Origin of the sequence: Liquorilactobacillus vini DSM 20605, from assembly GCF_000255495.1 — a bacterium.
GTDB lineage: Bacteria > Bacillota > Bacilli > Lactobacillales > Lactobacillaceae > Liquorilactobacillus > Liquorilactobacillus vini.
Window position 1 is genome coordinate 1 of record NZ_AHYZ01000040.1, and the last position, 12,678, is coordinate 12,678.

Genomic DNA, 12,678 nt, shown 5'->3' on the forward strand with positions numbered 1-12,678 from the left:
CTAAATAGTCATTGAAAAGACTTGAGCGTAATTTTAATTGTTTGTGCAACTTGAGATGAAATTCCCAGCGACTGGATTTCACCTAAAGAGGCAGTTGCAATTTTTTTTAATGAGCCGAATTTATGCAATAATTTATTCCGTGTTTTTGGACCAACTCCTGGAATTAAATCCAGTCTTGAGGCCAAAGAGTTTTTGGAATGAGTTTGCCGATGATAAGTAATCGCAAAACGATGAACCTCATCCTGGATTCGCTGTAAAAGATAAAAGCCTTCACTTTTGGGATCAAGCTGAACTTTCTGAAATTTTTCATTCATTAAATCAGCCGTTTTATGATGCTCATTTTTGACCATCCCAGCAACTGGTAAATTCAAATTAAGTTCATTTACCAACACATCTTTGGCTGCTTGAATTTGAATTTCAGCACCATCCATTAAAATTAAATCAGGTAACGAAGCTTTTTCCTTTAACAAACGCGTATAACGCCGCCGAATAACTTCCCGAGTGCTGGCAGCCTCATCAGCATGATCAACTGTCCGTAAACGATATTTTCGATAAAAATTTTTCTCTGGTCGTCCATCGACAAAGCAAACCATAGCTGAAACCAAATCTGCCCCTTGAATATGTGAATGATCAAAAGCTTCAATTCGATGCCCTGTACTTAAATTCAAAGCTGCTAAAATCTGATTGACCGCTCCAGTGGTCTTACGATTATCTAATTCCAGCAATCTAAATTTTTCTTCTAAGAGCAAACGTGCATTTTTAGCCGCTAAATCTAAAAGTTTCTTTTTTTGGCCACGATGCGGTGTTTTAACTGGTAAATTTAAAATTGCTGATAAGACTGTCCGATCAATTCCTGCGGGAACTAAAATTTCTCGTGGTAAAACTTTATTTTTTTGATTATAAAATTGTAGAATAAACGATTCCAGTTCAGCTGCTGGCGTATCAATACAAGGGAAAAGCCGCCGCTCTTGTTTCATCAACCGAGCCTGTCGAATATAAAAGACTTGGATTGATAGCCACCCCTTATCTAAATAGCAATTAAATAAATCTCTTGGAGTGTCATCATGAGAAATAATTTTCTGTTTTTCAACTGTCATTTCAATGTAGTGAATCTGATCTCTAAACTCAGCTGCACGTTCAAACTCAAGCTTTGCTGCAGCCTGTTCCATTTTTTTTTGTAATTCCTGTTTAATTCCGCTAACATTTCCGTTTAAGAACGATTTGATTTTACGAATTTGTTTTTGATATTCACTTGCGGGAACTTCGCGAAAACAAGCGCCTAAGCACTGCCCCATATGATAATACAAGCAGGGACGCTTTTGATAACCGTTGCACCGCCGCAATGGATAAACCTTCTGCAAAAGCTGCATTGTTTCAGTGGCAGCATAAACGTTTGGGTACGGTCCAAAATAAGCTCCCCCGTCATGTTTGATTTGGCTAACAATTTTTAATTGAGGATCTTTTTCTTTTGTAATTTTAATATATGGATAACCTGTCCCGCGCTTTAATTTGATATTGTAATAAGGTTTGTGCTTTTGAATCAGCGTGATCTCTAATAGGAAAGCTTCCTTATCAGTCGAAGTAATGATCGTTTCAAAATCTCGAATTTCTTCAACTAACCGTGCCGTTTTACCTTCATGACTGCTTTTAAAATATGAACGTACCCGATTTTTTAAGTTTTTAGCTTTGCCGACATAAATAATTTTGTGATTAATATCTTTCATTAAATAACAACCAGGAAGATTCGGCAAGAGCTTTAATTTATTTTCTAAATAAGGTGTTGTCATCTAATTTCCCTTCAATGTTTTAAAAGTCATTTCTTATTATAGGCAAAATTAAAAATTCTCGCCACTTTCAAACCTGCAAAAAAGCTGAAAAAGCTGCTCATGGTATTTAATTTCAAAGCAATTTTCTTTAAAATACCTCAGAAGCAAATCTTTTTCAGCGCTAAAGGATCGTTAGCAATTCAAAATTTTAATCATTCAGTTAATAATTTATAACAAAATCTTAGACAAAAAATCTTTAGCTCGATCTGTTTGAGGATGAGCAAAAAATTCAGCCGGAGTCCCTTTTTCCTGAATATAACCATCAGCCATGAACCAAATTTGATCGGCAACTTCTTTCGCAAATCCCATTTCATGCGTCACAACCACCATCGTCATCCCCGATTCAGCCAAATCTCGCATAACCTTTAAAACTTCGCCAACCATTTCCGGATCTAAAGCCGAAGTTGGCTCATCAAACAACATAACTTCTGGATTCATCGCTAATGCTCGCGCAATTGCCACCCGCTGCTGCTGCCCGCCGGAAAGACTTTGCGGATACTGATCGGCTTTTTCAGCCAAGCCGACTTGCGTTAACAGATCCATGGCTTTAGCTTTAGCAGTTGTTGGTTGAAATTTTTTGACCTTGACTGGTGCCAGCTCGATATTTTCTAGAACCGTCAAATTGGGAAATAAATTGAAACTTTGAAAAACCATTCCCATTTTTTGACGTAATTGATTAAGCTCCTCGTCTGAAATTCCAGTTAAATCGTTGCCCTCAAATAAAACCTTCCCATCAGTTGGCTGTTCCAAAACATTTAAGCACCGCAAAAAAGTACTTTTCCCTGACCCAGAAGGTCCGATCACACAAATTACCTGGCCATTTTTGACTGATTCAGTAATGTCTTTTAAGACTAAATTATTGCCAAAGGTTTTCTTCAAGTGTTTAACTTCAATCATTAAATCATCTTTAGGCATGCTTCATCTTCCTCTCAAAATATCCCAAAACATTCGACAAGCCAAAAGTCATTACAAAATAAAGAACCATTGCAATAAAAATCGGCAGAACACCTTTATAGGTAGCTGACTGAACCAGCTGCATCTCGTACATTAAATCTCCAACTCCAATAATGGAAACGATCGAGCTTTCTTTGATCAAAGTGATAAATTCATTGCCCAATGCTGGCCAAATATTTTTTAAAGCCTGTGGGATAATCACATAACGGTAAGCTTCATGCTGCGACATTCCAAGGCTTCTAGCTGCTTCAGCCTGTCCGATTGGAATTGACTGGATCCCCGAACGGATAATTTCAGCAACATAAGCAGCTGAATTAAGAGAAACTGCAATGATTCCTGCAATTAATGCTGGCATTGCCTGAATTACTGTCCCGATTCCAAAATAGACAAACATTACCTGGACCATTAGCGGCGTTCCACGAACAAATTCAATATACCAAACTGCCAGCAAATGTATAATTTTAATTTTTGATAATCTCATTAAAGAGAATAGCGTCCCTAAAACAAAACCAAAACAAACTGAAACTGCTGTGATCAACAAAGTGTATTCGATACCTTTAGCAAAATAAGTCCAATAATTCCACATCGTATTTTTCCGTGAATTATTTGACATATATTTGCCAGCTAAAGGAATATACTTTTGATTAATCAAATTTTTTTGCTTAATCTGATCAATTGTCCGATTAGCAGCGGCAACTAAACTCGGCGAATTTTTATGAAACGCGATTGCCGAACCAGTTTGGCTAGCTTTAACATTAAAATTTGGATTAATAACCTTTAATGAAGTATTATTTTCTGCGAAGGCCTTAGCAGTCGCTTCTTCCATTGCTACCGCATTGACTTTGCCTGACTGCAAAGCAATTACTAAATCATTTAGTTTAGCCAAACCTTTAAGATGATTCCCTTTCATTTGCTGTTGAACCAATTGATATTGCAAAGAACCCGTTTGTGCACCGATCGTTTGACCCCTAAAACTATGAATATTCTTAAAGCGTGTAGCATCTTTTTGATTAATCAGCATATACTGCTTACCACGATAATATATTTTAGAAAAATCGACACTTTTTTGTCGCTCTGGCGTTGGATTCATGCCGGAAATGACCATGTCAACTTTGCGAGTTTCCAAAGCCACTAATAAAGAGTCAAAATTCATATTCTTAATTTCTAGCTTAACTCCTAGGTTTTTCGCAAACTGTTTGGCAATCTCAATATCTAAGCCAACATATTTCGTTTGTCCATTCTGCTTAACGGTAAATTCGTAAGGTGGGTAATCAGCACTGGTACCAACGACTAACGTCCCTTTTTGTTTAACATGTTGAAGTGAAGTATCGGTTGAAGCTTGTACTTTTCCAAGACAGGTTAACGATCCAACCAGTAAAAATATAAATAATAACAAAATTTTCTTAACTTTCATCAGTTGTCCCCTTTAAAATAACTTAATAATGTTAGTATACTTTTAAAAGAATTATTATGCAATATTCTGGCAAATTTAATTGTTTTTATTCATAAAGAATAAAAAAGCAGTTTTTGGCTCCGTATCGGTAATAAAATTTGAAAATTACATTTACTTTTGCTAAACTAAATGAAAGTTTTTAAATTGGAGGTTTAAAAATGGGATTAATGATCAATCGTCAAAATAATCTTGATCGTATGTTTGAAAAGTTTGCTGCTGATCCTGTTCCACCAGCTAAAAAAGAAGACAACAAAGATCTCGTCAAAAAGTCTTTTACCAATAAACAAGAAAAAAAACCGAGCAAGAAAAAATAAATAAAAGAACTGTCAAGCTTGACAGTTCTTTTACTTTTCTGGCAAATAACCATTTGGATAACGTTTATTTAAAGCAGCAATATTGGTTTTGGCAACTTCATCAAAGGAAATGTCAGCCCACTGCGCAATTTGTGACAAATACCAGAGGACATCACCCATTTCATGGATCATTTCCTGACGATCCAGCTCTTTGCCACGAAAAGTATAATTTTTAATCAAATCGATCAGCTGACCACTCTCACCAGCTAATCCCAGCGCACAATTTGTTAGCACCTGTTCATTGCCATATAAAGTTCGATTTGCAGCTCGTTGATATTCATTAAATTCCATTCTTACTCACCAATCTTTTAAGATATTTTTTCTGTGATCCATTGCCAAACTTCAGCTTGACCATAATGCTCGACTATCGAAAAAAGCACAACCTGATCCTGATCACCAAGCTGCAACTGTCTTTTAAAAGTTGCCTTGATCTGCTGGCGACGACCCTTAGCTATTTTATCCGTTTTAGTTGCAACTATCAAGAGCGGTAATTGATAGTACTTCAGATAATCAACCATCTGCTGATCTAGTTGCGTTGGGGCATGGCGTCCATCGATTAACGAGATAACACCTCTTAAATTATCTCGTTGTGTTAAATAAGTTTCAATCATTTTGCCCCAGTCCTGTCGTTTTTGTTGTGAAACTTTTGCGTACCCATAGCCAGGAACGTCAACAAAACGAAATTTCTGATCAATCAAATAAAAATTTAAAGTTTGTGTTTTCCCTGGCTGACTTGAAATGCGCGCCAGTTTTTTTCGACCTAATAAAGAATTAACCAACGAAGACTTGCCAACATTGGAGCGACCGACAAATGCTATTTCACTGAGAATAGCTGGCGGATACTGCTGCGGAGAAACTGCACTGATTTGAAGATCTGCTTGATGAATTTTCATAAATTATCAGCCTTTCGCTTAAATTTTAATGTAATTAGTCGGCCTGTTGCAAGCTAAAAAAAAGCGCTCCAAGTTCAGCACTTAGAACACCAATTAGTCTGCTTAAAAAAGCAACTATTTAACCTTAACGACTTCTTTTCCGTCGTAATAGCCACAACTTGGGCATACACGATGCGGTCTTCTTAATTCACCACAATTTGGGCAAGCACTTAAACTTGCTGCTTGAAGTTTATAATGTGTCCGACGTAGACGCTTGCGTGTTTTCGATGTTTTTCGTGCTGGAACTGCCATCACAGCCACCTCCTTTAAAATATATTCAACATACAAAATTGTACCGGTTCTTTCGAATTTTTGCAACTAGCGTCTAAGATTGTTTCTTAAAAAAATCTTTCAGCTTAGCTAACCGTGGGTCAATCGTCTGACCGGTTTTTAACTTTTGCCCTTCTTCCAGCAATTGCCAATCTTTTCCCTTTGGCAACGGCCAATTTCCATTTTCTTCCTCAGCGGTCAAGATCCTACTTGGTAAATGAATCAAGAGATTATCAGCAACTACTTCCGCCAAGTCAAGCAAACCATCTTTTAATTGAACTACCACATCAGTTTGCTCAAATCTCGACAAGTCATGTTCAGCAGCATCAACGTAATATTCATTAACACCAAAGTTTAATGGTACTTTAACTGGCTTTAACGACCGTGTTGAAGGCAAAATAACAGTTGCTTCGATTTTGAAGTTGCCGAATACCCCCAGTTGATCTAATAAGAAAAAACCATTCACATTCGCAGGAGAAACAGAAATAACATTTCCATTTTTGGCTTTAACAATTGAAGCAGCATCAATGACTTCCGCAATCTTGAACGGTTCACGACAATTGCGTTTCAATTCATTTAATGTCCAATTCACCAAAACTTTTTCCTCCAATACAACAATTTTGATTATACCGACGATTTCAGGCAATGTCAATGTTTTTTACTTGACACCTATTAATTAATGATCATTGGTGACCGCTTTAAATCCTGCGGTCTGTGACTAGCTAGTTCATAAACTTTACCAGCCCGGTAATCTACTTCAATAATTTTTTTGACTTCTTCTTGACCAACCTTAACGATTACCGGCCATGTAGTTTGCTTTTTTAGCTGATGCAAGACCTGCTGACCGCGTGCATTAAAACCCAATGGCCGCAAATATGGCTGCTTAAATTGCCGTTCAACTTCAGTTTGCTTTAACTGCAATAAAATGCTAACTGCTACTCGACTCAAATGTGTATAAGTATAACGTTTGGTTTTAACGGCCTTAATCCAGTCATCAAAACTAGCGGTCATAGGCAGTCCCAGCAGCTGCTGCTGCAATCGATATTCCAATCCCTCCGCAACATCATAAACAGTTTTCAGCTGCAGCGGCGTACTTGAAAATATCCGATAGCGAAGCCATGGCCAAAAGTCATCCCAAGTCAATGGTTTTTGCTCTTCAATAATTCGCCAGCTACCAGGCGGTAAATAATTACTAACCTGCTGATCCGCTTGCTGCCAAGCCTTTCTAATAGCTGTCGCACTTGCTATTTTTTGCCTAGGATTCAAATCTTGATCATGATATGCCGCTGCAACACGTTGGATCGGCACCAACTGAATCTTAGCTGCCAATTGTTGACAAGCTTTGGCATATGCCAATCCTAACAAATCGTTTGGCTGATCAACTGGATGGCCAACTTTTTCAGTTACCACTCGCTGATATGCTGCTGCATATGATTCATTAAACTTTTGAAAATTTCCATGAATTCCAGCAACTTTCTGTGCCATTTGACTAAAATCAAACTGTGCATGCTCGGCTCCAAAACATAAATAATCGATCTTTAATTCATTAAGGATCTTTATTGCTCCCCAAGCAAATCGATCTGCTGGCTGGATGCAATAAGCAACTGGTAATTCAACCACTAAATCGACTCCAGCTAGCATAGCTTGTTTGGTTCTGATCCATTTATCAATGCAAGCCGGTTCACCACGTTCAAGAAAGTTGCCACTCATTACTACTACAATCGTCGCCTGCGGAAACTTTTTTTTGATCTGCTGTAATAAGTATAAATGGCCATTATGAAAAGGATTAAACTCGGCAATGATTCCCACAACTGTCATTTTCTTACCTTACTCGTTAATCAGTGAATGTAAATCAATTGACGGACAATTCGACCAAAGCTTTTCTAAATTATAAAATTTACGCGTTTCAGTTTGAAAAACATGGACAATTATATCACCTAAGTCAATCAAAACCCAAGTTCCACTATTTCTACCATCAATTCGCTGAATTTCAAATCCGGCAGCTGCAACTTTTTCTTCGATCTCTTCAGCAATTGCCTGAACTTGACGTTTTGAATCGGCTTGCATAATCACAAAACAATCAGTAATCGAAGAAACCTGGTGAATATCCAAAGCTACCAATTCTTCCGCTCTTTTATCATCAGCAGCATTAACAATAACTTTCAACAAATTAGAATTTTTCATTGAATTTTCCTTTCACTTTTTTACGACCCATTGGTTATACGTATCAATTGCTGGCGGATAAATCGTTTGACTTGAATTAACCAAGTATTCCAACGTATGCTTAGTTTCAAATCTGACTGCTTGATCTAAATCAGCAAATGCCAAGCTCCGAGCAAATTCAACATCCGGGAAATCACGACTAGGCTCAATAAAATCAGCTACATAGATCAATTTGTCAAGCTTCGTCATCTTAACTGCGCCAACTGTATGTCGACGAACGGCATTTAAGATTTCTGGATCAGTGATCTTTAATTCATCACGAATAATTTCTGCACCAACCACTCCATGCCAAATAAAATTTCCCCAATTCAACAAATCCGAATCAAGTTGATATTGCTGAATTGCCGCTTTAAATTCCGCTGTCGTTCGTTCCTTAGCATAATCGTGGACTAAGCCAGCAACACTCGCCTTTTCCAGATCGACCTGGTTAATTTCAGCCAAACTTATTGCTGTTTGCTCAACGCCTAAAATATGCCGATAACGTTTTTCCTTAACACTTTGTTTGAGCTTATTCAATAATTCCTGCCTTGTACCAGGGAAAAAATGTTCTTGATATTCAATTTCTTTCACCATAAAGACCCTCCTTATGAATATATTCACTGACTGCATCTGGTACTAGATAACGAATTGAGTTACCAGCCCTGACTCTTTCCCTGATCTGAGTCGAGCTGATTTGAATCAGTGGTACATCAACCCACAAAATCGGATAAGGACTACTCGTCGGATATCCAGCCCGTCTAACACCAACAAAATGCACTAGTTTAACTAATTCAGTTATTTTATGCCATTTTGGCAAATACGCAACCATATCACCACCGATAATAAAATAAATCTCATAATCCGGATGTTTTTCCAGCAAAGCTTTGATTGTTTCAAAAGTATAACTGATTCCTCCACGGCGCAATTCACAATCTTCTAACTGAAAATGCGGATTATCAGCAATACTTAATGCAACCATTTTTTTTCGATCAGCTGCAGCAATTGCTTCTTTGTGATCAATATGCGGTGGATTAGCATCTGGCATAAACAAAACTTTCTTTAATCCCAATTGTTGGTAGACTTGTTCAGCAACAATTAAATGTCCAATATGCGGTGGATTAAAAGTTCCACCTAAAATTCCGATTCGCTGTTTAGGAATGACTGATTCTGTTTCGAAAATCGGCTTGACAATTGGCTTTTGAAAAGTTACCAAATTCAAATCTTTTCACTCCTTGACTGATAAATGTTTGACTTTTTCTGAGAAATAGCGATTTTCTTTGTCTTTTGAGCGCTGATAGATAACGAGCACATGTCCGATTTTTTGCAAAACGTTGGCGGGCAATTTAGTTTCAATCAATTCAGCCGCTTGACTTTTAGTGACTGGAGCATTTGGCAAGAGACTAACCTTAAGCAGTTCACGCTTATTCAATGCCTTTTCCAACTGCTGCAGCCAAATTTCCGTAATTCCTTGCTTCCCAATTTGAATTAATGGGCGCAATGAATGAGCCATCGACTTCAGCCACTTCTTTTGCTGATTGTTTAGTTCTTGTTTCTTCATTAAATCATTGCCTTTCTAATTGTCACTCCAGTTTCTTTCGGAACCCATGCAGCAACAGTTGCTCCGGCTGGAATTGTCACCCAACCTAACCCTGAAAATACGAGATCGCTTTTTTGCTGAGTTTTGAAAACATGCCGCTGCAAGTTTCGAAAACTGGCCGCATTTTCTTTAAATGGCGGTTGTAAAAGTCCTCCTAAATGTCGATCAATAAAATGTTCAGCATTTTCGGTCTTCGTTCGATGCACCTTCAACTGCCCAGCAAGATATAAAATCATCGACTTTTTTGAACATTTTAAATAATCAATCCGCGCTAGCCCGCCCAGCAACAAAGTTTGACCAGCTCCTAGCTGATAAACCTTAGGCTTTAATTCTTTAATTGGCTGGATCAACTTCATTTCCTTCGTTGTCAAGCGATGAATGATTTGATTTGATTGTATGATTCCTGGTGTATCAATCAAATTGCCACCATCTGTCAATGGCAACTTAATAAAGTCTAAGGTCGTGCCAGGAAAACGTGAAACTGTAATCAAGTTTTTAATGCCAGCCGCCTGCTGTAATAAATGATTAATTAAAGTTGATTTGCCAACATTTGTTACCCCAACAAAATAAACATCTCTTGTTTGACGATATTTATTGATCTGCTCCAACAGCTCGTCGATTCCACGATTTTTTTCCGCACTCAATAAAACAACAGCTAAAGGTTTGAGACCAAAGTGATTAGCTTGCTGACGCAACCAATCTTTGATTTTGGCGCGTTTTAAAGACTTTGGCAAGAGATCTTCCTTATTACCAACTAAAATATACGGATTATCACCAATAAATCGGTGCAGAGCCGGCAAAAGTGAACCATCAACATCAAAAATATCAATTACATTAACTACTAAAGCAGATTGCTGACTAATTCGACTTAAAACTTTCAGGAAATCATCATTTGTCAATGATACCGGTTCAATTTCATTATAATGGCGTAAGCGAAAACATCGTTGGCAATAAATATCAAGCTGTTGATTCCCCCGGGTAACTAAAGCTGCAGCTGGAATATATCCCAATTCTTGTGGTCGTTTAGTTTGAATTGGTGCACCACACCCAACACAAAATAAGTGTTCTTCAGCCATCCAATTTATTCCTCCATTCATCGCCAAGCAGATTGTGTTTTAATAGATAGTGGCTAACTACTTTTTCCAGCAGACGATTAATTTTAGTATTCCAAGCATCCGAATCAACTAATGGTTTAACTAAGATACTACGAATATTTGTGCGATTAGCAGCTGCAATATCTGTCAATAATTGATCACCAACTAAAACTATTTGGTCATCAGTTAAGTTCAACTGCTTTTTAGCTCTTTTCACTCCAAAGCCAAACGGTTTCCCAGCTCGAGCAATAAAATTAATTCCCAGTGGCTGAGCAAATTTTTGCAAACGGCGATGATTATTGTTTGAAACTATGATTACAGAAATATCTGCTTCATTCATCATCACCAGCCATTTTTTTATTTGATCATTGTGTGCTTGAGGTTGATTCCAAGCTATCAAGGTATTATCAAGATCAGTTAGGATCGCCTTGATTCCATGTCTTTTTAAATCTGCTGGGGTCAAGCTATAAATTGAGTTTAACATCCAAGTTGGCTTAAATCTTTCAAACATTCGTGACACTCCTATTTTCTTAACCTAATATATTATAGGTCAAAACTGATCTAATAAGCAAAATCACCGTCAAATATTCAAGACTGTTTGACTAAAATTAAAGGCCCGGACCAAAAAATGATCCCGACCTTCTTAGATAAAATGTTCTTATTTAGCCAATGCCTTTTTTGCTTCATCAACAAGCGCACTAAAAGCAGCACCATCCTTGACAGCTAAATCAGCTAACATTTTACGGTTTACTTCAACTCCAGCAACTTTTAAGCCATGCATCAACTGACTGTAGCTGATATCATTCATCCGCGCTGCAGCATTGATCCGTGCGATCCATAACTTTCGAAAGTTACTCTTATTTTTTCGACGATCACGGAAAGCATATTGATATGATTTTAAGACTTGTTCCTTAGCGGCTTTAAATTGTAAGTGTTTGGCACCGCGGTAACCTTTGGCTAATTTAATAATTTTTTTACGACGTTGACGTGTAACTGTTCCACCCTTAACACGTGGCATAATAATTCCTCCTTAAACTCCGATCCAATATTCACGATAAATCAGACAGCTGCTGCTGCCAATTATTTCATCTGTGACAGCATCTGTTTGATCCGTTTCATATCTGAGCTAGAAACCATTGATGCCTTCCGTAATTGACGACGTTGTTTCTTAGTTTTTCCATGAAAGCGATGGCTTGTAAAAGCGTTAAAACGTTTCAAACCACCTTTGCCTGTCCGGCTGAAACGTTTTGCTGATGCGCGATGTGTTTTTTGTTTTGGCATAATTCAATTTCCTCCTAAATAATTAAGCCTTACTCTCGGCCTGCGGAGCAAGCATCATAAACATGCTCCTTCCATCCATTTTGGCCCTTGATTCAACAGTGGCAACATCTGCCACTGCTTTAGCAAAACGGTTCAATACATCATAACCGATTTCCTTATGAGTAATTGCTCGACCCTTAAAACGAATTGATACTTTGACTTTATCACCTTTGCTCAAAAACTTCTGAGCATTTTTTGTCTTGGTATTAAAATCGTTAACATCGATCGTTGGGCTTAACCGTACTTCTTTGACATTAATAACTTTTTGCTTTTTTCTCGCTTCACGCTGCTTTTTCTGCAACTCAAACCGATATTTTCCAAAATCCATGACTCTGGCAACTGGTGGTTTGGCTTTAGGAGCTACTAAAACCAAGTCTAAATTTGCTCTTTCAGCAATTTGTAATGCCTCCTGTTTAGACTTAACTCCCAACTGTGAACCATCATTGGCAATCAGCCGAACTTCACGGGCACGAATGCCTTCGTTAACCATTTTATCGATTGCTATGGTCTTTCACCTCCAATTAAATTTCCGAGAAATGTAGCAGAAAACGGGTAGCTTCGACCAAAGCTACCCGCACAGCAAAACTATATTATCGTTCATCGGCCCACAGGCTTTTGTCTGTCAGGCGAGAAGCGGGTGCTTCTGCTTTTTTCTCTAACTTTTTTCAAGTTCTACC

At 37.8% G+C, this 12,678-nt stretch carries 18 protein-coding genes and 1 other annotated feature; of the genes, 1 reads left to right on the forward strand and 17 read right to left on the reverse strand.

The window, feature by feature from the left end:
* Nucleotides 1-8: 8 nt before the first annotated feature.
* The 3 genes from uvrC to ON15_RS02090 form a co-directional block, all read right to left on the reverse strand.
* On the reverse strand, nucleotides 9-1,787 hold the full coding sequence (gene uvrC, locus ON15_RS02080) for an excinuclease ABC subunit UvrC (RefSeq protein ID WP_010579817.1): 1,779 nt from the start codon (nucleotides 1,785-1,787) through the stop codon (nucleotides 9-11).
* 207 nt (nucleotides 1,788-1,994) lie between these two features.
* Nucleotides 1,995-2,723: an amino acid ABC transporter ATP-binding protein gene (locus tag ON15_RS02085; protein WP_010579818.1), complete on the reverse strand. Its 729-nt coding sequence runs from the start codon at nucleotides 2,721-2,723 to the stop codon at nucleotides 1,995-1,997.
* A 10-nt stretch (nucleotides 2,724-2,733) separates the two neighbouring features.
* Nucleotides 2,734-4,194, reverse strand: a complete 1,461-nt coding sequence (locus ON15_RS02090; RefSeq protein ID WP_010579819.1) for an ABC transporter substrate-binding protein/permease — start codon at nucleotides 4,192-4,194, stop codon at nucleotides 2,734-2,736.
* Between the two features lie 197 nt (nucleotides 4,195-4,391).
* On the opposite strand from ON15_RS02090, the gene ON15_RS11700 reads away from it, so the two are divergent.
* Complete coding sequence (locus ON15_RS11700; RefSeq protein ID WP_169313775.1) at nucleotides 4,392-4,547, forward strand: SPJ_0845 family protein; 156 nt, start codon at nucleotides 4,392-4,394, stop codon at nucleotides 4,545-4,547.
* 30 nt (nucleotides 4,548-4,577) lie between these two features.
* On the opposite strand, the gene ON15_RS02095 is transcribed toward ON15_RS11700, so the two are convergent.
* The 14 genes from ON15_RS02095 to infC form a co-directional block, all read right to left on the reverse strand.
* Nucleotides 4,578-4,877: a nucleoside triphosphate pyrophosphohydrolase family protein gene (locus ON15_RS02095; protein ID WP_010579820.1), complete on the reverse strand. Its 300-nt coding sequence runs from the start codon at nucleotides 4,875-4,877 to the stop codon at nucleotides 4,578-4,580.
* 17 nt (nucleotides 4,878-4,894) lie between these two features.
* Nucleotides 4,895-5,479: a ribosome biogenesis GTP-binding protein YihA/YsxC gene (gene yihA / locus ON15_RS02100; RefSeq protein WP_010579821.1), complete on the reverse strand. Its 585-nt coding sequence runs from the start codon at nucleotides 5,477-5,479 to the stop codon at nucleotides 4,895-4,897.
* Nucleotides 5,480-5,593: 114 nt separating this feature from the next.
* Complete coding sequence (rpmF, locus tag ON15_RS02105; protein WP_010579822.1) at nucleotides 5,594-5,770, reverse strand: 50S ribosomal protein L32; 177 nt, start codon at nucleotides 5,768-5,770, stop codon at nucleotides 5,594-5,596.
* Nucleotides 5,771-5,843: 73 nt separating this feature from the next.
* A complete protein-coding gene (locus ON15_RS02110) occupies nucleotides 5,844-6,380 on the reverse strand; it encodes a YceD family protein (RefSeq protein ID WP_026049437.1) in 537 nt (178 codons plus the stop codon).
* Between the two features lie 80 nt (nucleotides 6,381-6,460).
* A complete protein-coding gene (locus tag ON15_RS02115) occupies nucleotides 6,461-7,606 on the reverse strand; it encodes a nucleotidyltransferase (protein WP_010579824.1) in 1,146 nt (381 codons plus the stop codon).
* Between the two features lie 9 nt (nucleotides 7,607-7,615).
* A complete protein-coding gene (gene rsfS / locus ON15_RS02120; protein WP_010579825.1) occupies nucleotides 7,616-7,972 on the reverse strand; it encodes a ribosome silencing factor in 357 nt (118 codons plus the stop codon).
* 12 nt (nucleotides 7,973-7,984) lie between these two features.
* Nucleotides 7,985-8,584, reverse strand: coding sequence for a bis(5'-nucleosyl)-tetraphosphatase (symmetrical) YqeK (gene yqeK, locus ON15_RS02125; RefSeq protein WP_040524690.1), 600 nt, complete (start codon nucleotides 8,582-8,584; stop codon nucleotides 7,985-7,987).
* Complete coding sequence (locus ON15_RS02130; RefSeq protein WP_026049438.1) at nucleotides 8,568-9,203, reverse strand: nicotinate-nucleotide adenylyltransferase; 636 nt, start codon at nucleotides 9,201-9,203, stop codon at nucleotides 8,568-8,570. Before ON15_RS02130 ends, yqeK begins: the two co-directional genes overlap by 17 nt.
* 12 nt (nucleotides 9,204-9,215) lie before the next feature.
* On the reverse strand, nucleotides 9,216-9,548 hold the full coding sequence (locus tag ON15_RS02135; protein ID WP_010579828.1) for a YhbY family RNA-binding protein: 333 nt from the start codon (nucleotides 9,546-9,548) through the stop codon (nucleotides 9,216-9,218).
* On the reverse strand, nucleotides 9,548-10,663 hold the full coding sequence (gene yqeH / locus ON15_RS02140) for a ribosome biogenesis GTPase YqeH (protein WP_010579829.1): 1,116 nt from the start codon (nucleotides 10,661-10,663) through the stop codon (nucleotides 9,548-9,550). The genes ON15_RS02135 and yqeH overlap by 1 nt, the downstream gene beginning before the upstream one ends.
* Nucleotides 10,656-11,192: a YqeG family HAD IIIA-type phosphatase gene (locus tag ON15_RS02145; protein ID WP_010579830.1), complete on the reverse strand. Its 537-nt coding sequence runs from the start codon at nucleotides 11,190-11,192 to the stop codon at nucleotides 10,656-10,658. Before ON15_RS02145 ends, yqeH begins: the two co-directional genes overlap by 8 nt.
* A gap of 147 nt (nucleotides 11,193-11,339) precedes the next feature.
* Nucleotides 11,340-11,699 carry a 50S ribosomal protein L20 gene (gene rplT / locus ON15_RS02150; protein ID WP_010579831.1) on the reverse strand — a complete coding sequence of 120 codons (360 nt, stop codon included), beginning with the start codon at nucleotides 11,697-11,699 and terminating at the stop codon, nucleotides 11,340-11,342.
* A 62-nt stretch (nucleotides 11,700-11,761) separates the two neighbouring features.
* Nucleotides 11,762-11,962 (reverse strand): 50S ribosomal protein L35, encoded by a 201-nt coding sequence (gene rpmI / locus ON15_RS02155; protein WP_010579832.1) that lies wholly within the window; start codon nucleotides 11,960-11,962, stop codon nucleotides 11,762-11,764.
* Nucleotides 11,963-11,984: 22 nt separating this feature from the next.
* Complete coding sequence (gene infC, locus ON15_RS02160; RefSeq protein ID WP_010579833.1) at nucleotides 11,985-12,491, reverse strand: translation initiation factor IF-3; 507 nt, start codon at nucleotides 12,489-12,491, stop codon at nucleotides 11,985-11,987.
* 48 nt (nucleotides 12,492-12,539) lie between these two features.
* Nucleotides 12,540-12,656 (reverse strand) — a sequence feature (ribosomal protein L20 leader region).
* Between the last annotated feature and the right edge of the window lie 22 nt (nucleotides 12,657-12,678).